The sequence below is a fragment of the Spirosoma daeguense genome, assembly GCF_054776875.1.
In genome coordinates, this window is record NZ_BAAHBF010000002.1 from 658,582 (window position 1) to 680,716 (window position 22,135).

Annotated in this window: 17 protein-coding genes; 14 read left to right on the forward strand and 3 right to left on the reverse strand. The window is 48.8% G+C overall.

Features of this window, described 5'->3' with window-relative positions; translation table 11 throughout:
* The first annotated feature begins 174 nt into the window (after positions 1-174).
* The 10 genes from ACYVD4_RS07545 (at position 175) to ACYVD4_RS07590 (ending at position 11,945) form a co-directional block, all read left to right on the forward strand.
* Positions 175-813 carry a YceI family protein gene (locus tag ACYVD4_RS07545; protein WP_460944026.1) on the forward strand — a complete coding sequence of 213 codons (639 nt, stop codon included), beginning with the start codon at positions 175-177 and terminating at the stop codon, positions 811-813.
* Between the two features lie 89 nt (positions 814-902).
* Positions 903-1,421 (forward strand): protein-disulfide reductase DsbD domain-containing protein, encoded by a 519-nt coding sequence (locus ACYVD4_RS07550; RefSeq protein WP_460944028.1) that lies wholly within the window; start codon positions 903-905, stop codon positions 1,419-1,421.
* Positions 1,422-1,466: 45 nt separating this feature from the next.
* Positions 1,467-2,426, forward strand: coding sequence for a cytochrome-c peroxidase (locus tag ACYVD4_RS07555; protein WP_460944030.1), 960 nt, complete (start codon positions 1,467-1,469; stop codon positions 2,424-2,426).
* 187 nt (positions 2,427-2,613) lie between these two features.
* Complete coding sequence (locus tag ACYVD4_RS07560) at positions 2,614-5,367, forward strand: TonB-dependent receptor (protein ID WP_460944032.1); 2,754 nt, start codon at positions 2,614-2,616, stop codon at positions 5,365-5,367.
* A 24-nt stretch (positions 5,368-5,391) separates the two neighbouring features.
* Entirely contained in the window at positions 5,392-6,213 is an 822-nt protein-coding gene (locus tag ACYVD4_RS07565) for a DUF4397 domain-containing protein (RefSeq protein WP_460944034.1), read from the forward strand.
* A gap of 68 nt (positions 6,214-6,281) precedes the next feature.
* The gene (locus ACYVD4_RS07570) at positions 6,282-7,430 is read left to right on the forward strand and encodes a cysteine desulfurase family protein (RefSeq protein WP_460944036.1); all 1,149 of its coding nucleotides are present in this window, start codon (positions 6,282-6,284) and stop codon (positions 7,428-7,430) included.
* A 72-nt stretch (positions 7,431-7,502) separates the two neighbouring features.
* A complete protein-coding gene (locus ACYVD4_RS07575) occupies positions 7,503-8,816 on the forward strand; it encodes a peroxiredoxin family protein (RefSeq protein ID WP_460944038.1) in 1,314 nt (437 codons plus the stop codon).
* Positions 8,817-8,914: 98 nt separating this feature from the next.
* Complete coding sequence (locus ACYVD4_RS07580) at positions 8,915-10,240, forward strand: hypothetical protein (protein WP_460944040.1); 1,326 nt, start codon at positions 8,915-8,917, stop codon at positions 10,238-10,240.
* Between the two features lie 328 nt (positions 10,241-10,568).
* Positions 10,569-11,165 (forward strand): redoxin domain-containing protein, encoded by a 597-nt coding sequence (locus ACYVD4_RS07585; protein WP_460944042.1) that lies wholly within the window; start codon positions 10,569-10,571, stop codon positions 11,163-11,165.
* Positions 11,166-11,168: 3 nt separating this feature from the next.
* On the forward strand, positions 11,169-11,945 hold the full coding sequence (locus ACYVD4_RS07590; RefSeq protein WP_460944044.1) for an SDR family oxidoreductase: 777 nt from the start codon (positions 11,169-11,171) through the stop codon (positions 11,943-11,945).
* A gap of 18 nt (positions 11,946-11,963) precedes the next feature.
* Here the strand turns inward: ACYVD4_RS07590 and ACYVD4_RS07595 are convergent, their stop codons facing one another.
* Positions 11,964-12,461 (reverse strand): DUF4385 domain-containing protein, encoded by a 498-nt coding sequence (locus ACYVD4_RS07595; RefSeq protein WP_460944046.1) that lies wholly within the window; start codon positions 12,459-12,461, stop codon positions 11,964-11,966.
* Positions 12,462-12,649: 188 nt separating this feature from the next.
* Here ACYVD4_RS07595 and ACYVD4_RS07600 point away from each other — a divergent pair, with 188 nt between their 5' ends.
* The 3 genes from ACYVD4_RS07600 to ACYVD4_RS07610 all read left to right on the forward strand — a co-directional run bounded on the left by ACYVD4_RS07600 (position 12,650) and on the right by ACYVD4_RS07610 (position 14,591).
* Complete coding sequence (locus ACYVD4_RS07600; RefSeq protein WP_460944048.1) at positions 12,650-13,138, forward strand: RNA polymerase sigma factor; 489 nt, start codon at positions 12,650-12,652, stop codon at positions 13,136-13,138.
* A gap of 11 nt (positions 13,139-13,149) precedes the next feature.
* Positions 13,150-13,764: a hypothetical protein gene (locus ACYVD4_RS07605; RefSeq protein ID WP_460944050.1), complete on the forward strand. Its 615-nt coding sequence runs from the start codon at positions 13,150-13,152 to the stop codon at positions 13,762-13,764.
* Between the two features lie 83 nt (positions 13,765-13,847).
* Positions 13,848-14,591 (forward strand): SOS response-associated peptidase, encoded by a 744-nt coding sequence (locus ACYVD4_RS07610; protein ID WP_460944052.1) that lies wholly within the window; start codon positions 13,848-13,850, stop codon positions 14,589-14,591.
* A gap of 299 nt (positions 14,592-14,890) precedes the next feature.
* On the opposite strand, the gene ACYVD4_RS07615 is transcribed toward ACYVD4_RS07610, so the two are convergent.
* Complete coding sequence (locus ACYVD4_RS07615) at positions 14,891-18,724, reverse strand: beta strand repeat-containing protein (RefSeq protein WP_460944054.1); 3,834 nt, start codon at positions 18,722-18,724, stop codon at positions 14,891-14,893.
* Between the two features lie 220 nt (positions 18,725-18,944).
* Complete coding sequence (locus tag ACYVD4_RS07620) at positions 18,945-20,612, reverse strand: hypothetical protein (protein ID WP_460944056.1); 1,668 nt, start codon at positions 20,610-20,612, stop codon at positions 18,945-18,947.
* Between the two features lie 422 nt (positions 20,613-21,034).
* Here ACYVD4_RS07620 and ACYVD4_RS07625 point away from each other — a divergent pair, with 422 nt between their 5' ends.
* Positions 21,035-22,111 carry an NAD(P)H-dependent flavin oxidoreductase gene (locus ACYVD4_RS07625; RefSeq protein WP_460944058.1) on the forward strand — a complete coding sequence of 359 codons (1,077 nt, stop codon included), beginning with the start codon at positions 21,035-21,037 and terminating at the stop codon, positions 22,109-22,111.
* Positions 22,112-22,135 lie beyond the last annotated feature (24 nt).

Here is a 22,135-nt window from a genome sequence, read left to right on the forward strand (position 1 = left end):
TTAAACTATAAATTCAATAGGATAAGTATGTTTATGGCGAACGCTACGTACTCCAAAAAAGTAAACGGGATATGTACAGATACGTTGCTGTTCAAGCTCCTGACGTAGCACAACCACCCCTAGAAACATCAATCAATCACCACGTTTTATTTCCATCAATTAGCCAACAAAACCATGAAAAAGATCAGTCAACTTCTCTTCGGCCTAGCCGCTCTGTCGCTTGTTTCGTTCGCATCAACCGTAACGCCACCGACAAAAAAAGGTAAAGAAGCTGCTTATAAAGTCGATGCTCAGCAAAGTAAACTCAACTGGACAGCTAAAAAAGTAACGGGTGAACATGCCGGAACCGCGCCTATACGTAGTGGATCGTTAGTGCTGGAAAATGGTAAACTGAAAGGTGGTTCCTTTGACATTGACCTGAAAGCGCTGACAGTTACCGATATTACGGACGCGGGCAACAACGCCAAACTGGTTGGTCACCTAAAAAGTGAAGACTTCTTCTCGGTAGAGAAACACCCGACGGCCAGTTTTGTGATTTCGTCAGCCACCCCAACCGGTGACGGTAAATACGACGTAGCAGGCAAACTCACCATCAAGGGCATTACAAACGATATAAAATTCCCGACGCAACTAAAGTCCGAAAATGGTAAACTTACGGCAACGGCAAACGTAACCGTCGACCGGACCAAGTATGATATTAAATACCGTTCTAAAAACTATTTTGAAAACATAGGCGATAAAGCCATCTACGACGACTTCACGCTTGACGTTACGTTAGTTGCTACGCCCACAACCACCGTGGCCAGCCGGTAAACGACGACGACACTTCATCAACAAACATTTTTACAAAGCAAACAGACCACTTCGCTACGTTAACTGGTAGCGGTTGACCGCTTGCGTATATGCATACCGTTAGAAGCCTTCCTCTTTTTTTCTTACGTCTTTTGCCGATCCTTTTTCTGACGGTGCTACTGACTGGAGCCCGTCAGGTTCAGGACCCGGATGAACCAGTTGTGGCACAATGGAAATTTACTACGTTCCCGGCCAAGCTTAACGAGCGTATACTGGAACCCGGAGATCAGATTGATCTGGTTTTTACGGCTACGCTGGATAAAGACTGGCTCGTTTACTCATCTGATTTTAAGGCAGATATTGGGCCACAGCCTACTACGTTCGAGTTTATGCCCGATGATACGTTCGAGCTGGTTGGTTCGATTCAGCCGATTGCTCCGCAATGGAAAAATGATAAGACCTGGGACGTAAAAGTGTCTTATTTTACGCCCAAGGCCGAATTTCGTCAGCGAATCCGCGTACTTAAACCAGATTATGGCGTTCGGGGAATTATTCAGGGGCAGTATTGCAGCGAGAAGCAAGGGCTGTGTATACCCTTTCAGCAGCGGTTTGGGTTTAGTGTTCCCTGAGGTCAGTAACTAGCGTGTAGGGAAACCATTACGTCGTTGTCATTCATGAAAAGAAGTCTGTTACTGATAAGTAGCTTGAGTTTATTCGGGCTAAGCCTTGCTTTTCGTCCGGTAACGTTGGACAATGAGCCACAGACAAAGATACAGTTGGGCGAGAAGCTTTTCTTTGATCCCATCTTATCGTCTGATCGAACCATTAGCTGTGCGTCGTGTCATAAACCCGAACTGGCATTTGCCGATACCGCCCGCTTTAGCCTAGGCGTAGGCGGGAAACTAACCGACCGGAATACACCTTCGGCGATGAATCTGGCAGGTCGAATTCATTTATTTTGGGATGGGCGTGCGTCGTCCTTAGAAATGCAGGCTCTTCAGCCGATTGCCGCCCCCAATGAAATGAATCTGCCCATCGCCGAAGCTGTAGCCCGGTTAGAACAAAGTCCCGTTTACGCATCGGCTTTTCAACGGCTCTTCGGGCAAAAGCCAACGGAAAAGGCACTGGCGGAGGCATTAAGTGCCTATGAGCGAACGCTCGAAACCAGCGATACGCCCTATGATCGATTTGTCAACGGCGACGATGCCGCTTTATCAGCGTCGGCACAGCGCGGACGAATCCTGTTTATCGGCAAAGCGAATTGCGCCAATTGCCACGCCGGGGAGGATTTTACCGCCGATCGGTTCAAAAACATTGGCTTGTATGATGGGCAGAAATTACAGGATGCTGGACGGTATGTTATTACGAAAGACAGCACGCATATGGGTCATTTCAAGGTGCCCGGCTTGCGGAATGTAGCCCTGACGCCACCGTATATGCATAATGGTATGTTCAAAACCCTGCGGCAGGTACTCGATTATTATAACCAGCCCGATGCCGTTGTAAAAGGAAGCCATAACCGTGATTTATCGTTAAGCGCACCACTGAATCTGAACGAAGAAGAACTGACCGATCTGGAATCCTTTCTTCAGGCGTTAACCGATGATCGGTTTGTCAAAAATAACAAGCGATAAAAAACCTTACGTTTTGTCATGATAGGTTAGTAGTTCCCACTGCGTCAGCCGACTCTGCATCCGTAGAGTCGGTCTGCCGGAGTATGTTCCCGCATTTCCCTGAGTTTATTTTTTCGCCAAGTCCTACCACGCCAACCGGCCTACTGATCAGGGCCGGTTGGGTAGGCACAATCCTCTGAACAACCGAATGAAACACGCACTTATACTTTTATTTACTCTTCTCGTCTCGTCGGGTTACGCACAGCAACGTACAGTGTCGGGGCAGGTAACCGCTGCCAGCGATGGGGCTGTACTGCCCGGCGTATCGGTCACCGTAAAAGGAACCACGGTAGGCACATCGACCGATGCCGAAGGCCGATTTAGCATACGGCTGCCGGGCGAATCTGTTCTCGTATTTTCGTCCATCGGATTTGATACACAGGAAGTTTCGCTGGGGTCACAAATTGCCATCAATATTCAACTGATAGCCACTACCCGAACGTTGGGCGAGGTGCAGGTGGTTGGGTCACGTAATGCCAGTCGCACCCGGCTCGATTCGCCGGTACCGGTCGACGTGATTGATCTAAAACCGTTGCAGGAATCCGCTCCGCAGGTAAGCATTACCCAACTGCTTCAATACGTATCGCCTTCGTTTCACTCGGTCAATGGCAGTAACGCCGGTGACGCGGGTTCGGCCCTTAATCTGGCTCAACTGAGGGGATTAGGAGTGGATCAGGTGCTGGTGCTGGTCAACGGAAAACGTCGGCACAAAAGCAGCAACGTCAACTGGGGCGGACTGGGCAACGGCGCAACGGGCTATGACCTGAACGCTATTCCTACAGCCTCCATTGAGCGGGTCGAAATTCTGCGGGACGGTGCAGCCGCGCAGTACGGGTCTGATGCCATTGCTGGGGTAATTAACATCGTGCTTCGGAAAGACGTCGATCAGCTTACCCTTAGCGCAACAGCCAGTACACGCCGTCGGGGCGATGGAACCACCACCCGAACCAGTGCCAATTACGGGTTTGCATTAGGTAAAAACGGCGGCTATCTGAATGCTACGGCTGAATTTGCAACACAGGCGATTGCCTTACTGCCCGGCCGTGACGACGCTGGTTTATATCTGGGCCCTATTTACGGTGGAGGGGCCAATACCCGTGCCTATGACGCGATTTACACCAAAGAAATCGACGAAGCCATACTGGCCAGCCGGGGTATTGACCGCCATTTTTTCGACCGACGTGCCGGTGGTTCCAACAAAGCGAAAGACGCGCTACTGTTTTTCAATGCTGCGATTCCCCTGAAAGAGAACGCTGAGGTCTATGCCTTTGGAGGTATCAGCCACCGGAGTTCGCAGTTTACGGCGGTGTATCGACTGCCAGGCTGGACTGAACGTAATAACTCGTTTTTGTATCCTGATGGCTTTTTGCCGAACATGGAAAACACCATTACCGATAAATCGCTGGCGTTTGGCATCAAAGGGAAGATAAAAGGCTGGAACGTGGATTTATCGAATGTGTATGGCCGGAACGATTTTGGAAACGACATCACGAATTCGATCAACGCCAGTTTGGGCCTGAAAAGCCCGACCACCTTTGATGCAGGAAAATACAACGCTAGTCAGAACACGGGTAGCCTGGATTTCAGCCGCTACTTCGATAAGGCGTTGCAGGGCGTCAACGTAGCGTTTGGGGCACAGTATCGGGTTGAGACGTATCAGATTATTGCCGGAGAAGAAGCGTCTTATTCGAAAGGTGATTTGAAAACCATTTACAAAATCGACACCACTACAACCGGCGTTACGTACCTAAACAACATCGGTAGCATTGCCCTGAATGGCTTGTCGCCCGGTTCGCAGATTCATGCTGGTTTTCGGCCATCTAACGAAGTGAACGTAGCACGGTCTATTGTGGCTGGCTACGTTGATCTGGAAGCCAGTCTGACTAAAAACTGGTTGCTGTCGGGCGCTCTACGGATTGAGAATTTCTCCGACTTCGGCAACGTAACAACCTATAAATTAGCCACTCGCTACAGTATCACCGACCGGCTGGGTGTCCGCGGTTCGTATAACACCGGTTTCCGGGCTCCGGATCTGGCGCAGTTTTACTATACCGAAACCTCTACGTCGTTTCAGCAGGGGCGAGCTATCGATCAGGTGACGGCGGCCAACACCAGTGCAGCTACACGGGCATTGGGCTTTCCGAAATTAACCCCCGAACGATCAACGGGTTATGCGATTGGTGTTACGGCTCAGCCACTACGTAATCTGGAGCTGACTGTCGATGCGTATCAGGTCGACGTAGCGAACCGGGTGGGTAATACGGGCAATTTCTCAGCAACTGACCAGAATCTTCCGCTGGAAGTGCGTAATCTGTTTGTACAGACAGGCACTACGCAGGCAAAGTTCTTCTATAATTCCTTTAGCTCACGGACCAAAGGCATCGAGTTTACGGGTAGTTACCGGACGCCGTTTTATCGGGGAAATCTGTCGTTGCTGGTCGGCGGGAATTTTGTCAGGAACGAAGTAACTAGTGTAAACACGCCAAAAGGGCTGGAAGCTTACCAGTACATTATTTTCAACGAAGGCGAAAAAGCCCGCGTAACGACTCATATTCCCGGTCAGAAAATTACGATTCAGGGAATTTATACCGAAGGCAAGTTTACCTATCTGGCACGTGCGGTTTATTTTGGATCGGTGACCACGGCTTCGGCCCTGAACGCTACGTTCCCCCGACCTGATTATTTCTTCCAGACGCTACGTCCCATCTGGGTGGCCGACGTATCGGTTGGGTATAAATTCTCGTCATCCCTTCAGGCAACGGTTGGGGTAAACAACCTCCTGAACGAATTGGGCGATTATACCGACCCAAAACTCGACGCACTACGTAACCCAAGTATTATCGGAATTCAGAACGGGAGCGCTGGTATACAGCCGTTTGCTCGTTTGCTTGCCCGTTTTTAAGCCAACTTTCCACAGTCTGTTCTTATGAAACCAAAATCACATTCTTTTCTATCCCGACCCCTGTCAGCGCTTGGCGTGCTTTTGTCGGGAAGTAGTTTACTGCTATCACTAACTGGCTGCAACAAAGCGGATTATCTGGATATAAATGCCGCCGACCGTCCGCCATTAAACGCGCAGGTTCGTTTTGTCAATGCGCGTCCTGTTAACACGCCACTTCAATTCTGGACATTTACGACGCAGGTGACGACTTCGCCTGTGGCTGTCAATCAGGCATCACCGTATCTGGCTACGGTGTTTGGCAGCGTACAAATCAATTTTACGGAAGGCAGTTCAACCAGTTATAAAGCCTCGCAGCAGTTCGGCAATAGTGCTACGTTCACTGCTACCGGTCGACCCAATGGCCCAATTGCTACGTTCTATCACACGGTATTCGCGGCTCGAACTGCAAACGCAGCCAGTGATTCGCTGATTCTGTTTTACGATGATCTGAAAGCACCAGCGGCTCGTAAGGCTAAAGTACGCTTTGTCAATCTGTCGCCGGGTGTTGGCGCTTTAGATGTGCGAACATCGAGCGGTACAGCCTTATTCACCAGTGTCTCGTATGGGCGGGCGGCAAATTCAGCCTTGTCGGGCGAAACGCTCAACGCTTTTTCGCTAGGGCCGTTTGTGTCGGTAGATGCCGGAACGTTGACGCTAAATGCCAGCCGGGTTGGTGGACAGGCAGTTGGAGAGGCCAAATCCCTCACGTTTGAATCAGGAAAAATTTATACGGTCTTTACAAATGGTGTGCCGGGCAGCGCAGCATCTGTTGCGATTCAACGTATCGAACACCCGGTTCAACCGTAACTAAATCAGCGAAACTATCCCAACCATGACTCAACCTTTCCTTCACCTTTTTTGCCTTTGTTGTCGTTATGGAAATCTATTTTGATAATGCCGCAACCACAGCGCTTGACCCGCAGGTGCTGGAAGCCATGTTGCCTTATCTGTCCGGTCAGTATGGAAATCCATCTTCATTGCACCGACAGGGGCGGCAGGCTCGTCAGGCTGTGGAAGAAGCCCGGCGTACCGTTGCGGATTTACTAGGCGCTTATCCCGACGAAATCGTTTTTACGGCCTGTGCTACCGAAGCCGACAATATCGCGTTGGTGGGAAGTATTCATGCCTATAACCTTCGGCACGTTATTTCCAGTCCGGTTGAGCACAAGGCCGTTTTAAGTACGTTAAAAGAGCAGGAAAACCGGCGCAAGATTCAGGTACACTGGTTGCCTGTAGATGCTACGGGGCGGTTCGACTGGGACTATTTGGAAAGACTGTTGGAACGGTACCCCGGTGCCCTCGTCAGTTTAATGCACGGCAATAATGAACTGGGTAATCTGACGGATATTGACAGTGTGGGCTGGCTTTGTCGGGAACATAAAGCCCTCTTTCATTCCGATACGGTTCAAACAATGGGCCGATACCGATTTAATCTCAAACAGGCTCCTGTCGATTTTCTGGTTGGATCAGCGCATAAGTTTCATGGCCCCAAAGGAGTTGGGTTTTTGTATGCCCGACGAACGCATTCGTTGCCTCCGTTGTGGCAAGGGGGCGGGCAGGAGCGGGGCATCAGACCCGGAACGGAGAACGTAGCAGGCATCATTGGTTTAGCAAAAGCGCTGGAAATCAGTCTTCGTGATTTAGCGCAGAATCAGGCTCATTTATACGATTTAAAGCAGTCACTCATTCAACAACTGATTGCCTCAGATCTGGACGTTCAGTGCAACGGGCAGGGGAACTCACCCGCCGACGGCTTGCTGACGGTGTTGAGCCTTAGCTTCCCAGGTTTGCCGGATGGTGATTCGCTGGTAACCCGACTCGACAAAGCGGGAATTGCCGTTTCGGGAGGAAGCGCCTGCTCAAATCTGACCAGAGCAGGCTCGCACGTATTGTCGGCTATTGGCGCTCCAGCCGGGCGTGAACATGTCCGCATTTCGCTGAGTAAAAACAATACACTGGAAGAAATCAGTCGATTAACCGACGTAATACATCAGATTTACACAAACGTAGCCGTGCTGGCTTGAACTGTGTAAGTCGCTGATCAATAAGAAAGTTGAAGGGCCTGCGTACACTTTCACCTTTATTTTTTTACATCTATGAACGTTTCTCAAACAATTAAAGGAGTGGTTCTGGCGGGCGCTACGTTAGCCAGTGGCCTGTCGTATGGCTCAGATGGGCCGGGAGTTGGTTCCAAGGCTCCTAAACAAGGCGTCTGGCGGGGTGAATTCGTGATCAGTGAAACGAAAATCCCGTTCAACTTTGAATACAATGCGAAAGATAAAGATCATCCGGTTCTGACACTTCTGAACGGTACGCGTCGGGATGATTTTAAAGTGACCTCGCTTGGTGGAGATTCTATTTTCGTCAAAATGAACACCTACGATGCCGCACTGGTGGCGAAGGTTGAGTCGGACGGGCGGCTATCGGGTGAGTATCGCAGTCTGGTGCCCGGCTTTCGGGGAAATTCGCTGCCGTTCGTTGCGGAGCATGGCAAGGATTATCGGTTTGTCGAGAAAGGTAAAGAGCTGGCTACCAAACACAATCTGACCGGAAAATGGGATCTGAAGATTTACAGTAAAGCCAAGCTACCCGATAACGTAGCACTGCTGAAGCAGGAAGGAAATAAACTAACGGGCGTAGTGATGTCGACCGTGGGTGATAGCCGCGAACTGGAAGGAGTCGTACAGGGCGATGAGTTTGTGCTGTCGCATTTTTCGGGGCCAAACCCACGGGTGTATCGGGGGAAAATCAACGAAGACGGCTCTATTACGGGCGAAATAAGTTCGGGTATTTACAACAGCACCAAGTTCGACGGAGCAAAGAACAAAGAAGCTGAACTGCCTGATCCATACAAACTTACGTACCTGAAAGAAGGCTACAAAAAGCTGGATTTTACCCTGCCCGACCTAAACGGTAAGCCAGTTTCGCTATCGGACGATAAATATAAAGGCAAAGTTGTTATCGTTGAAATCATTGGTACCTGGTGCCCCAACTGTACCGACCAAACGGCTTTCCTCTCGCCCTGGTTCAAAGCGAACAAAAATCGGGGTGTAGAAGCCATTGCCATCGGTTTTGAGCAGAAAGACGATCTGGCCTATGCCAAATACACGCTGGGAACGCTGCAAAAGAAATACGGCATCGAGTATGACATTCTGTTTGGCGGTATTGCCGATAAAAAAGTGGCGTCTGACAAATTACCTGCCCTCAATCAGATGATGGCATTCCCCACAACAATTATAATCGATCGGAAAGGCGAAGTTCGTCAGATTCATACAGGCTATACCGGCGAAGTAACGGGCGATTATTTCAAGGACTACGTTTCCAAATGGAACAAAGATCTTGATGAACTGATTGCTGAACCCACACCTACTGCTTCGGCAACGGTAAAACCGAGCAAACAATCGGAATAAGATGTGATAACGTAGTGGTGTCGGGTTTGAGAACCCGACACCACTACGTTATCAATCATTCATTAATCTCTTTCTGCTAAACCTGCACGTATTAATACATGGTAACTGAAGCTCCTAAAATCAGGCGAACCTCCGGCTGGACAACAGCTGAAAAAATTACATTCTGGTCTTTTTTTGCGTATGCCATCCTGACGGCCATTCCGTTCAATCCCAGTTTTTATCAGCAGGATTTTGGTAAAGGTTTTTCAACAACCGATTATCCGTGGCGGTATCTGGACGTACTGAGTCAGAACAATCCGTGGTTTTTTTCAAATGCCGATGGTAAAAACTATATCGGCTGGCTGATTACGTTGGCTGGTTGTTTCGCGTTGGGCACGATTTGGACGATTCTGGATCGGAATCGGCGGGATTATCGCGTTGTAACGTATTGGTTCTATACGCTGGTACGTTACTCGCTGGCGCTACGTATGTCGTGGTTTGCCGTAGCGAAAGTGCTGCCCGTGCAGATGCCTTTCCCAACAATTAGCCAATTAAATACAAATCTGGGTAACTTCACGCCGGGGAAATTGTACTGGCTAACGACGGGTGTTTCGCCTGTTTTTGAGGTATTTGCGGGCATATTTGAACTGGTGGCTACGGTATTAGTTCTATTTCGGGCTACAACAACGCTGGGCGCGCTGATGATGGTAGCTATTCTGGTACCAATCTGGTTCGTTAATATTGGCTACGATGCCGGTGTCGAGCTTACGAGTCTGCATATTCTAATGCTGGCATTAATTCTTTTAGCGCGCGATCGGCACCGCTTCTATGATTTATTGATTCGCCATCGTCCGGCGCTCATCCCCGAAATTTCTCCTCCACATTTTCAGTATAACTGGCAACGTGTAGCACGAATTACGCTGAAAACAGGTTTTATTCTTGTGTTCCTGCTTTATCGGGGCTACGAGTATAGCCGGGTTTACGCAGCCGGAAAGACGTTTAAACTGCCGATGACTGAGGGTGTTGCTACGTTTGCGGGATATTACGACGTATCATCGTTTGCGATAAATCACCAGCAACGCCCATATTCTCCACTGGATTCGCTTCGCTGGCAGAACGTAGTGTTCGAGAAATTCAATACGATCAGTATCGAGCGGCTCCAGTCGAGGGCGCTTAATACGGAAAATAAGGCACGTACCACCGAGTATTATGGAAACGTAGGTCGCCTATATTATGGGTATGAAGCGGATACCGTTCATCAAATTCTTACCCTCAAAAACCGAGTCGATACGACCCAACGAATTACGTTATTGTATAAACAACCAACGCCCGCTACGTTTGAGCTGGCAGGTCTGAATGAATCGAACGACTCCCTGCATATTACCCTAACCAAACTCGAGAAGCACTATCCGTTGCTGGATAAAAAGGTGAGCTGGATTAAATAAACAGCGAATTTTTGATCTATGAAAAGGCATTTAACCAGTGCGATTTGTGTGTAATTTCTGGAAAAACTATTGGTTATATAGAGTAATCCCTGTTTTCGATAGATTAATAGGGTAAATGGTTGATAATCTTTTTTCTACGTTTTATTTGGATAACTTAAATTTGTCGGTAATCTTTGTACTCAATCTCTGTTCCGCAGGAAATGAAAATTAAAATAAGCCAATAAAAATGGCTTATTTATTTACTGAATAAATCTAGTTAATATATAGATTAAGGGATTTTTTCAACATACACGTTGCTTTTCTGATCAAACACAAGACTGATCGTATTATGACACTGGAAATGGTTAATGAATTAGGAGACATTCGCGGAGTGGTTGTTAAAGATCGGCAACCTGTTGAACGCGCTAATCCGTTGGTTACGGGCGAACTGGCACCTTTTTTCACGCTTATCAATACCCTCGACTCGTGGCAGGCAACCTTGTTTACGAACGATTTTTCGGACAAATCGCTTTATCTGCCCGATTTGCTGGAGGTTGGCCCAGTCGTCGTGAGTTTTTATTGCCCTTGCTGGGGAGCCTACGCACGCCCATTCTTAACGGCGTTGACCGAACTGGCTATTAAACTTCATGAAGAGGGCGGACAACTGGTTGTCTTCACAAACGAAAATCCCCGGCTTCTTGCTCGTCAAACCGATATATCAAACATGCTCATGGCACACGATGCCGGTAATGCAGTAGCTCGTCGGTTCGGGGTTTATTCGGAAACAGATCCCATCTGGGATAGAGTATCGGGCATTTCCGAAGATGTGTATATCCCGGCAATTTATGTAATTGACCGTTTTCGGAAGCTTCAATATCATTTTCTGGACGAAAATTTTGAAGGTTTTACCGATTCTGAAGAGCTGCTACGTGCACTTCCCCAATAAATTATGGGGAAGTTAAACGGGAAAGTCGCCTTTATTACCGGAGCAGCGCACGAGCCAGGTAGGTCAATAGCGACAGCATTGGGTCGCGAAGGTGCTGACATTGTAGCGTTTGACGTAGCGAAATCGTTACCCGATCTTACCTTGCTTCAGCAGGATATTGAAGCACTGGATCGCTGGTGTCTGACTGTAACGGGTGATATACGAACTGATTATGAGATTCAATATGCAGTCGAGCGAGCAATTGGTAACTTTGGTCGCATAGATATTTTAGTTAATAACGCGGATAGCTGTGTATATGCGGCTGCACACGAACTAGCTGAAAATGAGTGGGATGAAACCGTTGGCGTAAATCTGAAAGGAGGCTGGCTGGTGGCCCGGCACGTAATACCGGTTATGATTCGGCAGCACGCAGGAGTTATTATCAATAATTCGTCGGTTGGAGGCCTTCGCGGATTGAACCGATTGAGTCACTACGTAGCGTCAAAATGGGGGCTGGTTGGCCTCACCAAATCCTGGGCCATTGAGCTGGCTCCCCATAATATCCGGGTAAATTCTATTCACCCGACCTCCGAAAATATTTCTTCAAAAGAGGGATTGATTTCTGAATCTGAGCAAGTTGCCGTGTTCAACGGTTCTCCGAAAACCACGGTCAATCTTTCGGAGGTTTACTCGGTTGAGCCGGAAGACGTATCAGCAGTAGTACTTTACCTGGTTTCCGACGACGCACGCTACGTAACGGGGGGCCAATTTGTCATTGATGCGGGTTTGCTTACTCAATAACGAATAGTTGTTGGACAACTACCCATATTTTTGCTGCCATTCCTTTTTCAATTTCTGATACGTAGCATCTTCCCTCGCTTCCAGATATTTGCCGTAAAAAATTCGGGCAGACTCGGCTTTTACCGGATCTTCTTCACGCGGCAGTTGCTCCCGACCGTGCGCACCTGACTGCCCTTTTTTATCGTCGGGAACGGGACCATCGTATTTTTTGCCAGTACGGTGATTTGCATAACGTCGGGAGCGAGTATAGCCCATCTGAAGAAACTTGCGCGCCATGTCCATTCCAATAAAATCATCCTTTGCTTTGTAATCGAGAAAAAGCTGGTAGATTTTCTCGGATGATTCACGGGCAATTTCCGGCGTTTTAAATCGCCAGTAGGGGAGAATCTCATTTTTATAAGGTTGAACAAGCAGCACACCCATTTCACCTTTGCCAACCCGATAAAGCTCAGGCTGTTCGCGCAGGTTCAGGTGTCGATAGTCGAGGTCATAATTGAAAGCGCGATTGTCTGCCATACACGTATCAGTACTGTTTTATATTGACGTGTGAGTAGCAATTTTGTTTACGTAATGAAGTAGAAAAAGCCGGAAAATAGAGTTTCATTGCTTCAAACGAGAAAGGCGGTGACAGGTATTGAAAAAAAGAAAGATGCTGTTGTAAGTTTTTCGACCAGTTGGCGACTAATGGGGAAAGACAATCAGGAATGGAAACCGAATTTATCCAGCTTATCAATGCGTACCCCCGTATCCTGCACAAGGTTTGTCGATTGTATGGCAACGATGACGAAGACCGAAGAGATTTATATCAGGAAATCGTTCTGCAACTCTGGCGGGCCTTCCCAACCTTTCGGCAGGAAGCGCAACGTAGCACCTGGATGTATCGAATTGCTCTGAATACGGCCATTTCCTTGTATCGGCACAAAAACCGACGTATCGTACCAGCTTCGCTCGAAGATAATTTGCTGGCAATAGTTCCGATGCCCGACACGTCTGAAGAGGATGAACGTATCGAGCAGTTTTATGCCGCCATCGAGCATCTGACACAGATTGAAAAAGCCCTTGTTCTTCTTTACGTCGATGATCATTCTTACGACGAAATTGCCCGGATTATGGGTATTTCTGTATCGAATGTGGGGGTGAAGCTGAACCGAATTAAAGTAAAACTTAAACGTATGCTAACCATAACCAATTAACAAATACGCCAATGGAACTGGATCTGGAAAAATTTAAAGCAGTCTGGAAAACCTACGAATCAAAAATAGAATCGACGCAAGAGGCATCCCGGCATATACTGACCATCGTTCGGCGAAACCAGTCGCAGAGCACGCTCGATAAAATGATTCGGGAAATACGTTTGCCGGGAGCAATATTGTTCGGACTCGTCTGTTTTTTTACGGCTGTCGTAGCGGGTAATCCCTTCGATTATACGGAAACGATTCACTACGTTCCGGCCGGATGCTACGTGCTGATTGCGACAACTGGCTTTTATTTGCTGATGAGACACCTTGCTACGTTGCGTCGTACTACGTTGACTGCTAATAATTTGCGTAATTCGCTGGCAGAGTTAATTCGGTTACGCAGGCGGCACACCGCCCTGATGAAATGGGTTTGGTTGTTGGCTATGCTGGCAGGTTCCATGATTATGTTGCCGACAATTATTCGTCGGTTTGCCGGAAATGGCTGGTTATATACTGTGTTGATTGTTGGCATTCCACTTGCCATTACTGCCCTTTCTGTTGGGTTAGCATCGCTGGTCGGAATGTTTAAAGATCCCTATCTGGACGAGTTGCAATTGCAATTAAATGAGTTGGACGAATAACTGTAAAACCTGTAACAGGAACAGAGATTTATGGGTTTACTATATAGACCAATCGGCAATCAATTGACTTGCTTTTCTGACGTATGTGTTACCATAAATCTCTCAATGCGAAGGCTTCCGAACTTGAAGAACGTTATCAGGCTGAGCTGCCAGCGTCGGCCGATTTTCAGCCGGTTTATCATGCCAATGCGTACACGTTTCCGGTCTGGCCGATTGTAACCCGGCAGGAGCCCGAAAAACTGCAATTAATCCGCTGGGGGTTGATTCCGCACTGGACACGTAGTGACGATGCTGCCAATGAAATCCGAACGAAAACCATCAACGCCCGTGCCGAAACCATCTACGAAAAACCATCGTTTCGGGGTGCTGCTCAGTCTGGTAAACGCTGCCTTATTCCAGTAACCGGTTTTTATGAATGGCACACCGTCGGCAGTAAGAAATTCCCGTTCTACATCAGCGCAACGGATCAGAAAATTACGTCGATTGCGGGCCTGTGGGATGAATGGCCAGACCCCGAAACGGGCGAACTGGTTAAAACCTACACCTTGCTGACTACCGAAGCGAATTCACTGCTGGCAGCTATTCACAATACAAAAAAACGAATGCCCTGTTTGCTGTCGGCCAAAGCCGAAAATGCGTGGTTGCACGACGATCTGACCGAAGCGGATGCGTTGGCCATACTGAATCATCAATATCCGGTCAGTAAACTGCATAGCTACAGTATTAGCAAACGGGTCACATCGCGAACGGAACCGAGCGACGTAGCAGAAGTGCTGGAGCCGTCGACGTATTCAGAGCTATCAGGTAAGTCGCAATTGTTTGCTTAGTAAGTTGTCTCCCATCAGGCCGTGATGTAGTGGCAAGCCTTATCGTGAACGTATTGACGTAATGAGGACGTAACGAAACCACACTATTTACTGGATTCTAAAAAACGCCACTGGACTTTTAGAAAGGATGTAGTGTTCTGCAAAACGAGCGTTGATGGGACAGTTAGCCCTTGAGGTGGATTTTCGACCTGATGTTTATTCATGGTTTTGCTCATCTCAATAAAGCGATGTAGACAGTACAGTAATTTGGAGAAGTCTATCTCTGAACAAAGCATTCAGAAATAGACTTCTCCAACTAATTAATTACCGTTTAGTCGTAACCGGCTACCAGCGCTGAAGAGTAGACGGCCTGTGGCAGAGTAGCCGATGCGCAGGGCTTGCCCCTGATAACTGGGGGGCAAGCTGACGGCAGTATACAACGTCACTTGATCGGTGATTTGCGGCACTCGCCCACAAGACCATACGCTTCCATCGTTCCAATTGCCCACTTTCAGGCTGTACATACTCATACACACTCCTGGACTTTCGTAAGCTCCCATATCGATGGCCGTTTGCAGAAACCGGGGATTGCTTGCCAGATCAGTAGCGGGGCCACCTATATTCTGATAAGCCTGTGTATTCCCTGCATCAATGGCCGGTGAGCCAGCCCTTAATTGGGTATTAGTGGGTGAAGTAAAAGGAGAGGTGCTAACCGCAAGATTACCCGCCCCGTTAGTATAACCCGTAACCGAGGCATCAAAAAGGCTGTAACTGGCCGACAACGTAGCACCCGCGCTATTCGTGATGGAGTTGACTCCACCATTGCCAAATAGCGCACAGTTTACCATCGTTAGGCTAACAGTACCATTCTGCGCCTGAGAATTGTATATAGCGCCACCTTGAGAAGCGGTGTTACCCTGAAATGAGCAGTTCATCAGAATTGGATTGATTGTAGCAGCCTCTCCTGGAGACGTACTATTGTATATAGCTCCTCCCTGAGAAGCGGCATTGCTCTGAAACGAGCAGTTAATCAGGATTGGACTGCAATTACCGCCAATTGCATAGTTTACTATGGCTCCGCCGTTTGCAGCGGAGTTATTTTGAAACATGCAGTTGGTTATGGTCGGTCTACAGGTACTGGAACTCGCATAATTTAAGATAGCTCCGCCCAATCCACCTGAATTGTTATTGATAAAGAGCAGGTTGCGTAGCGTGGGACTACTGCCATTAGACGAAACATTCATCATACTACCGGCTACAAAACCTTCGTTGTTGGGGTCGGATTTGCTGCCACTGATGACAAAGCCATCCAGAACCGTCGTTGCCACCACATCTACACTCACAATGATCGTTTGAGTGTTATCCGACGCATCGCCCGGCTGACCGATATCACCACTTAGGGTGCTGCTGCTGGGCTGACCAGTTAGTGGGTTCATTGAGGGACGCTGAGAAAGGGTTGTTTCAGTGCCTATAAACCCCCCATAGATCGCCACACCCGGCATCATGACAAACGGTCGAGTGCGGTCGCCAGTCGTAGTGGGTTTATAGACTCCTCCGGCTACCCAAATTTCCTTAAGACCTTTCGGGCATTCATGGTCCAGACTGAGGGCGGATTGCAGATCGGTAAAGGCATTGGCCCAATCAAGACCCGTATTGGCTCCTGTAGCGTTGGCTTTGACGTATAAACGGGCTGGCAAACCGGGAAGAACCGATAGCGTAGCGGCTGTACTGGTCAAGCTTAACCCACCGCCGGTGATTACCACGAAATAATTGCCCACATCGGACTGACTGAACGAGGAAAGTGTGAGCGTCGCTGATGTCTGGCCCGGAATAACGGACGTATTCTTGTACCACTGATAGGCTGTGGGCCTGCCCAAAATGCCCACACTAAGAGTCATCTGACTTTCCAGACAGGCAGACTTGTTGCCAGGCTGGCTGGTTATTGCGAAAGGGGCTACGTTCATAATGTAAGGAATCCCCTGTCCTGTGCATCCATTGGCATCACGGGCCTGAATCACAGCGGTAAAACTACCCGCCTGTGTTGGCACTCCTTCCAGACGACCACGACCGGTTGGCGAAAACGTTATTAGACGCAAGCCGGCTGGTAGACTCCCGCTCACTACCGTAAAGTTGCTGTAAGGAATGACTCCATCACTGGCATTGAAAACCTCACTCACGCCCTGGTCTACCGCAAAGGACCCATTGGTCGGATTGGTAATCGTATTGCCAATCCAGTTAACGGTTGTAGTAGCCACGCTGGTGCAGCCATCCTGACTGAGTGCCACAACCGTATAGGTTCCCGGACTACTCACGAATTCGAACGTAACAGTAGAAAAACTCCGCTCTGGAATACCCGGACCGATAAATTTATAATACCGGCTATTCACGTCACCCAATGCGGTCAGCTTCGTATTGCTCTTACTACAGCTAAGTGGGCCGTCGTTGGTTAAGTAGACCACTGGCCGATGTTCAGGTGCCTGATTAACAATTGTTTCGGTCTCGTTGGTGCAACCATTAGCCCCTGTTACCAGGACTCTATACAGCCCCGGTATACTAACAATCCGGGTGCCACTGGATGGATCACCCGGTAAAACTGTGCTCCCAGTGGTGAAGGTATAGGATACAATCGGGTTCGCAGCATTCGGAAGGCCATAGGCCACCAACGTAACAGTAGGCTGATAACACGTAAGGGTGCCGCCGTTGGTTATCGACACCGATGGTGGGCTTGGTACCTGTTGCGTGACTGTTATGGTGGCTGAGTTGGTGCAGCTATTGGCACCACTCACCCGGACTACGTAGTTACCTGCACTATTCACAACCCGGATATTACTGGTGTTTGCGCCAGCCAGAATAGTACCTCCACTACTGAACGTATAGGACGTAGCATTACTCGTTGCGGTCAGTGTTACACTGGTCTGCGTACAGGTTAGGGGGCCGTTCTGGCTTAAACTCAACGTGGGTTGATTAGTTGTAAGAATAGTTCTACCCGTTAGATTGTTGCTATTGGCAATACCCCGTTGATCATGCAGTGACTGAATGGTGTAGGTCGTTGAACTGACTGGGCTTACTGGAATCGAAAAACTGGCCCCGCTGCCAGTGGCTATGGAGCCGTTGCTCAGGGTCAGTGTCCAGCTTCCCGTAGCGCTAATTGTGCCCTGCAACGTAACGGAGCTGCCTGAGCAAACAGTCTGATTGGCGGTGGTAATCGCTGCGCTAGCCGTGTTGTTGGGGAATGTAAGGGTCACCCGGCCGTTCTGATTCTGGCCAGAGCCACTGGTGCCGGGGCTTACCGTAGTGGAACTACCCGTTGGGCTTACATACGAATAGCCACCTTGGGCGGAGGTAACGCTCTGTGGTGAATTATAGGCACCTGCCCCGTTCCCACCGCCATAACCGCCCCCGCCACCACCGGCAGGCTGAGAAGGAGACGAGTCATAGCCGCCTACACCACCACCACCGCCAAAACCATTACCCCCATAGCCACTACTAACTCCAGCGCCTGCTCCTCCGGTGCTTACAGCACTTAAGCTGGCAGCCGCTCCACCGCCACCACCCGGATTAAATCCCGTAACGCCCATACCACCCGGTCCAGCCAATCCGCCACCACCACCACTACCACTGTAATTACCAGCGGATGGCCCGCCCGTACCGGCGGTAAATACCCCAAGGCCCCTACCGCCACCACCCGGATAGTTTGTTGTAGATTGAAATTGTGATTGAGAACCAACTCCGCCACCACCACCACCAGCTACTAACAGCGTACGGGTTCCGTTACGGGTCAATATTACTGCTGACCCTCCGCCACCGCCACCATTAAGCGTTGGGGTAACTTGGCCACCACTTTGTCCAACGATCACGGTTAATACGTCGCCACTCTGAACAGAGAAGGTTTCGCCAACACTGGCTCCACTGCCTCCGCCACCGTTGTTGGCACGAATACCGCCCCCGTCACCGCCCCGAGCGGTTAATCGGATTTGGTGAGGACCACCCGCTGGAATGGTGTAGGTGTACAGGCCAGGGGTGGAGTAATTGCCACCCGTTTGGGCCAGTAGAGGATAACTATGCAGCAAGAAGGTCAGCCCGACGAGCAGGAACGTGGCCGCATAAACGAGCCGCTGGATAAATGAGCGAATGATCAGGGAAAGTAGTTTCATACGACTAGTAAGGAGGACTTGATTGGGCCTAAGGCCAACCCGTTAACTCCACCGACGGCGTCGACATGAATGCATACTTCGGAAGCAAAGTCCCCTGGCTCTACCAGGTTCAAGGGCGCTGTCGTTGAAGTACGGTAAAAGAAGAAAAATCACTAGCAAATGCCTATTTTGGCATACGGACAAAAAGCGGACAAATTGTAAACGATTAATATATAGAATATTAGCTTTTAGGTGATTCCCCGTCCAGAAGATCGTTTAGGTATAATTTGCCACTAACTCCCAGTTTCTTGCGGAGTCGATACGTAGTTTTATAAATCGATTCGGGCGAAATGCCTAACATTCGGCTCATCTGAATACTGTCGATCTGGAGTTTCAAGAGGGCTAGTAGTCTAATTTCGGCTTTGGTCAAATCAGGATATCGGGTGAGAAGAGCTGAGAAAAAGCCCGGGTGAACATCTTCAAATAAATCCTTGAATTGTTGCCAGTCTTCCTCCGTTAGAATAACCCGTGCGATTAAGTTTTTGATGGGTGAACTGCTTGGCTCGTCTTGGTGAAGCTGGGCCGAAATAGTGTCAATAAGCTGATTCTTCTCCTGAATGTTAGCAATATACTGACTCAGCAGTTGTTCGGCCTGTTGCTTTTGAACGAGCAAAAGTGCTCGCTTTCGCTGGTTTTGCCGAAGTGCATAAGCCCCGGCCAGCGTCAGCAGCACCGCAGCGATAAGAATAATGTTACGGACCAGAACCGCGTTCTTGTGATCGTTTTCCAGAGTTCGAAGGTCATTCAGGTATCGCTCGGCGTTGACCTGACCTTGGCTGGCCGTGAGCAAACGGGTGTTGAACAGGGTCCGTTGAGACTCTTCTTCTCCCCGGAGCGAATCCTGATAAATCATTGCCCGACGAAATTCACCTGTTTTTTTGTAATAGGCCATCTGAGCCTGATAATATTGGAGATCGTAGGCCGACCAGGGCCGATTGGTAAAGAATTGAGTCGAGCGGTTTATGTGGGTTTTGGCTTTCAGAGTGCTATCTAAATCCAGAAGTGCCTGAGCCAGATATAAATCCGTCAGAGCGGCATTCTCTGGTACCCGATTCTCCGGAATGCGTTGCCAACTAAACTGATACCCTTTATATAGATAAGGCAACGCCAGACGGGGTTGACTACGTAGCATCAACAGGTGCCCCAGATTCGTGTTCGCAATGGCCACATAGGCCGAGTCGCTATGCTTCTCGGCCAACTTGAGAGTCTGCGTAAAGTAATTCTGCGCCTGAGCATATTGATGGAGATGTTGGTAGGCAAGGCCCACCGTATTATGTGCCGAAATCTCGGCCCGTTTTACCCAGGGTGGGTAGCGGAAGGAGGCCACTGTAAACCGAATACACGTAGCGTACTCCCCGAAAAAATAATAGCGCACACCCAAATCGCGGAGGTACTCGCTGACTTCAGGAATGTGATCGTAGCCAATTTGTTCGAAGGCTTGTTGGGCACGTAGCAGCCACCGAAATCCTTCGTCGAATTGTTTATTATCATATTCGTAGGAACCCCGGTGGTACCAGTACGAAGCCAGCACTACGGGTACCGGGCATTGATCCAGATAGGGTTGGGCCGCTGAAAGTACGGTCGAGATTTTGTTTGGGAATCTAGTTAGCGTGTGTCGGAACAGGATTTTATGCAGTTGTGCGGTCCAGAACAAACGTTCGTCGTCTTGTTCTGTGGCAAAAGCAGCCAGCCGATCTAGTTGGGCAAAAACGTGCGTGGAGTCGTTAGCAGTCAGATAGGGGGGATGATCAATGGCAAAGAAAGGAGCCTGTTGCCACAACCGGAGAATACGCTGGTCGGGACTGAGATGGAACAGGGTGTCGACTTGGGCATGAGCAGCCTGAGTCATCAGTAGCCAGCTACTAAGTACTAGGTAGATAAGCCTGAACAGGTTTAGAGAAAGCATCGTTCTGGTAACGCTGAGGATTGAAAAAGAGACGCTGAATTACTTTCCAGCAAGATTTATGGCGTCAGAATAATAAGTTCCAGTCTTAACAAACCTACTTCAGATTGGCTAAGCTGACTCAGGCAGGCTGGTTAATAGGCAAGTTTACTTTTGCAAAGTATAAACTCACAAATACTGCCCTTGAAATTGATTCATATAAATCGTACAATACCCAATTCTATATGAAAAATGTCTCCGTTTCAATAATTGACGGAACTAATGATACCAAGAATTAACCTAGCTTTAAACCAACTTGGGCAGCCAGATAACGGATTTTACGGTCGACCGAAACTGTCCGATTCAGTATAAATACTAAAGTCTGTTGTATGCCTAATTCTGTTTCGTTAGCCGAACTACTGACCATTGATTATCCTGTTATTCAGGCACCAATGTTGGGCGTTACTACGTCCGATATGGTTGCAGCCATTGCGAATGCGGGTGGACTGGGTTCTTTACCTGTAGGGGGCTTATCTCCTGAAAAAACAGCCGAATTAATCCGTGAGACAAAACGGAAAACCAGCAAGCCATTTGCCGTTAATCTTTTTGCCCATGAGATTATAGCGCAACCCGATAACGTAGTACTAGCAGAAATGCAGGATTTTCTGGCAACTGTTTATGCCGACTATCAGGTTCCTTTCGAACGTAAAGCTGAGGAGGAGTTTCGGTTTTACAGTTACCTCGATCAACTTGATGTGTTGATTGATGAGCAGATTCCAATTGTAAGCTTCACGTTTGGGATGCTCAACGCTGAAAGTGTTGACCGATTAAAAAGTTGTGGTGCTACGTTAATCGGGACGGCAACCAGTGTCCGGGAAGCGCAACTTCTAAGCGATTCTGGGGTAAATGCTATTGTGGCTCAGGGGTTTGAAGCGGGCGGTCATCGGGGCACTTTTTGCTGGGAAGGCGGACTGCCACAGGTTGGGCTGTTCTCTTTGTTGCCCCAGATGGCCGACGCTGTTTCGGTACCCGTAATTGCTGCTGGAGGTATTGTAGATGCACGAACCGTAAACGCTGCCTTTGTGCTGGGTGCAGCCGGGGTTCAATTGGGAACATTCTTCATTCCAACAGAAGAAAGCGCGGCCAGTGAGGCTTACAGGAAAGCTGTGTTGGAGGCTCGTGATACGTCGACTAAATTGACGAAAGCGTTCACCGGACGGTGGGCACGGGGTATTCGAAACGAGTTTATGGCGCGTGTCGAAACATCAGGTTTGGAGACACCATATTACACATATCAAAATAACCTGACAGCTCCGCTACGTGCCTTTGGCCAAAAAACGAACCAGTCTGATCTAGTTGCGCTATGGGCAGGTCAGTCGGCGGTAAGTGCGCAACAGGGCAAATCGAGGGATGTATTTCTGGCACTGATCGAAAAAATCAAACAGGTCGAAAATCCGCCTTTTTGACCTGATTCTATAGCTCTGCAATAA

Coding starts and splice junctions, on each gene's coding strand:
- ACYVD4_RS07570 (WP_460944036.1), top strand. CDS start 6,282: ATGGAAATCTATTTTGATAATGCCGCAACCACAGCGCTTGACCCGCAG.
- ACYVD4_RS07545 (WP_460944026.1), top strand. CDS start 175: ATGAAAAAGATCAGTCAACTTCTCTTCGGCCTAGCCGCTCTGTCGCTT.
- ACYVD4_RS07595 (WP_460944046.1), bottom strand. CDS start 12,461: ATGGCAGACAATCGCGCTTTCAATTATGACCTCGACTATCGACACCTG.
- ACYVD4_RS07615 (WP_460944054.1), bottom strand. CDS start 18,724: ATGAAACTACTTTCCCTGATCATTCGCTCATTTATCCAGCGGCTCGTT.
- ACYVD4_RS07600 (WP_460944048.1), top strand. CDS start 12,650: ATGGAAACCGAATTTATCCAGCTTATCAATGCGTACCCCCGTATCCTG.
- ACYVD4_RS07605 (WP_460944050.1), top strand. CDS start 13,150: ATGGAACTGGATCTGGAAAAATTTAAAGCAGTCTGGAAAACCTACGAA.
- ACYVD4_RS07560 (WP_460944032.1), top strand. CDS start 2,614: ATGAAACACGCACTTATACTTTTATTTACTCTTCTCGTCTCGTCGGGT.
- ACYVD4_RS07555 (WP_460944030.1), top strand. CDS start 1,467: ATGAAAAGAAGTCTGTTACTGATAAGTAGCTTGAGTTTATTCGGGCTA.
- ACYVD4_RS07620 (WP_460944056.1), bottom strand. CDS start 20,612: ATGACTCAGGCTGCTCATGCCCAAGTCGACACCCTGTTCCATCTCAGT.
- ACYVD4_RS07575 (WP_460944038.1), top strand. CDS start 7,503: ATGAACGTTTCTCAAACAATTAAAGGAGTGGTTCTGGCGGGCGCTACG.
- ACYVD4_RS07580 (WP_460944040.1), top strand. CDS start 8,915: ATGGTAACTGAAGCTCCTAAAATCAGGCGAACCTCCGGCTGGACAACA.
- ACYVD4_RS07550 (WP_460944028.1), top strand. CDS start 903: ATGCATACCGTTAGAAGCCTTCCTCTTTTTTTCTTACGTCTTTTGCCG.
- ACYVD4_RS07610 (WP_460944052.1), top strand. CDS start 13,848: ATGTGTTACCATAAATCTCTCAATGCGAAGGCTTCCGAACTTGAAGAA.
- ACYVD4_RS07625 (WP_460944058.1), top strand. CDS start 21,035: ATGCCTAATTCTGTTTCGTTAGCCGAACTACTGACCATTGATTATCCT.
- ACYVD4_RS07585 (WP_460944042.1), top strand. CDS start 10,569: ATGACACTGGAAATGGTTAATGAATTAGGAGACATTCGCGGAGTGGTT.
- ACYVD4_RS07565 (WP_460944034.1), top strand. CDS start 5,392: ATGAAACCAAAATCACATTCTTTTCTATCCCGACCCCTGTCAGCGCTT.
- ACYVD4_RS07590 (WP_460944044.1), top strand. CDS start 11,169: ATGGGGAAGTTAAACGGGAAAGTCGCCTTTATTACCGGAGCAGCGCAC.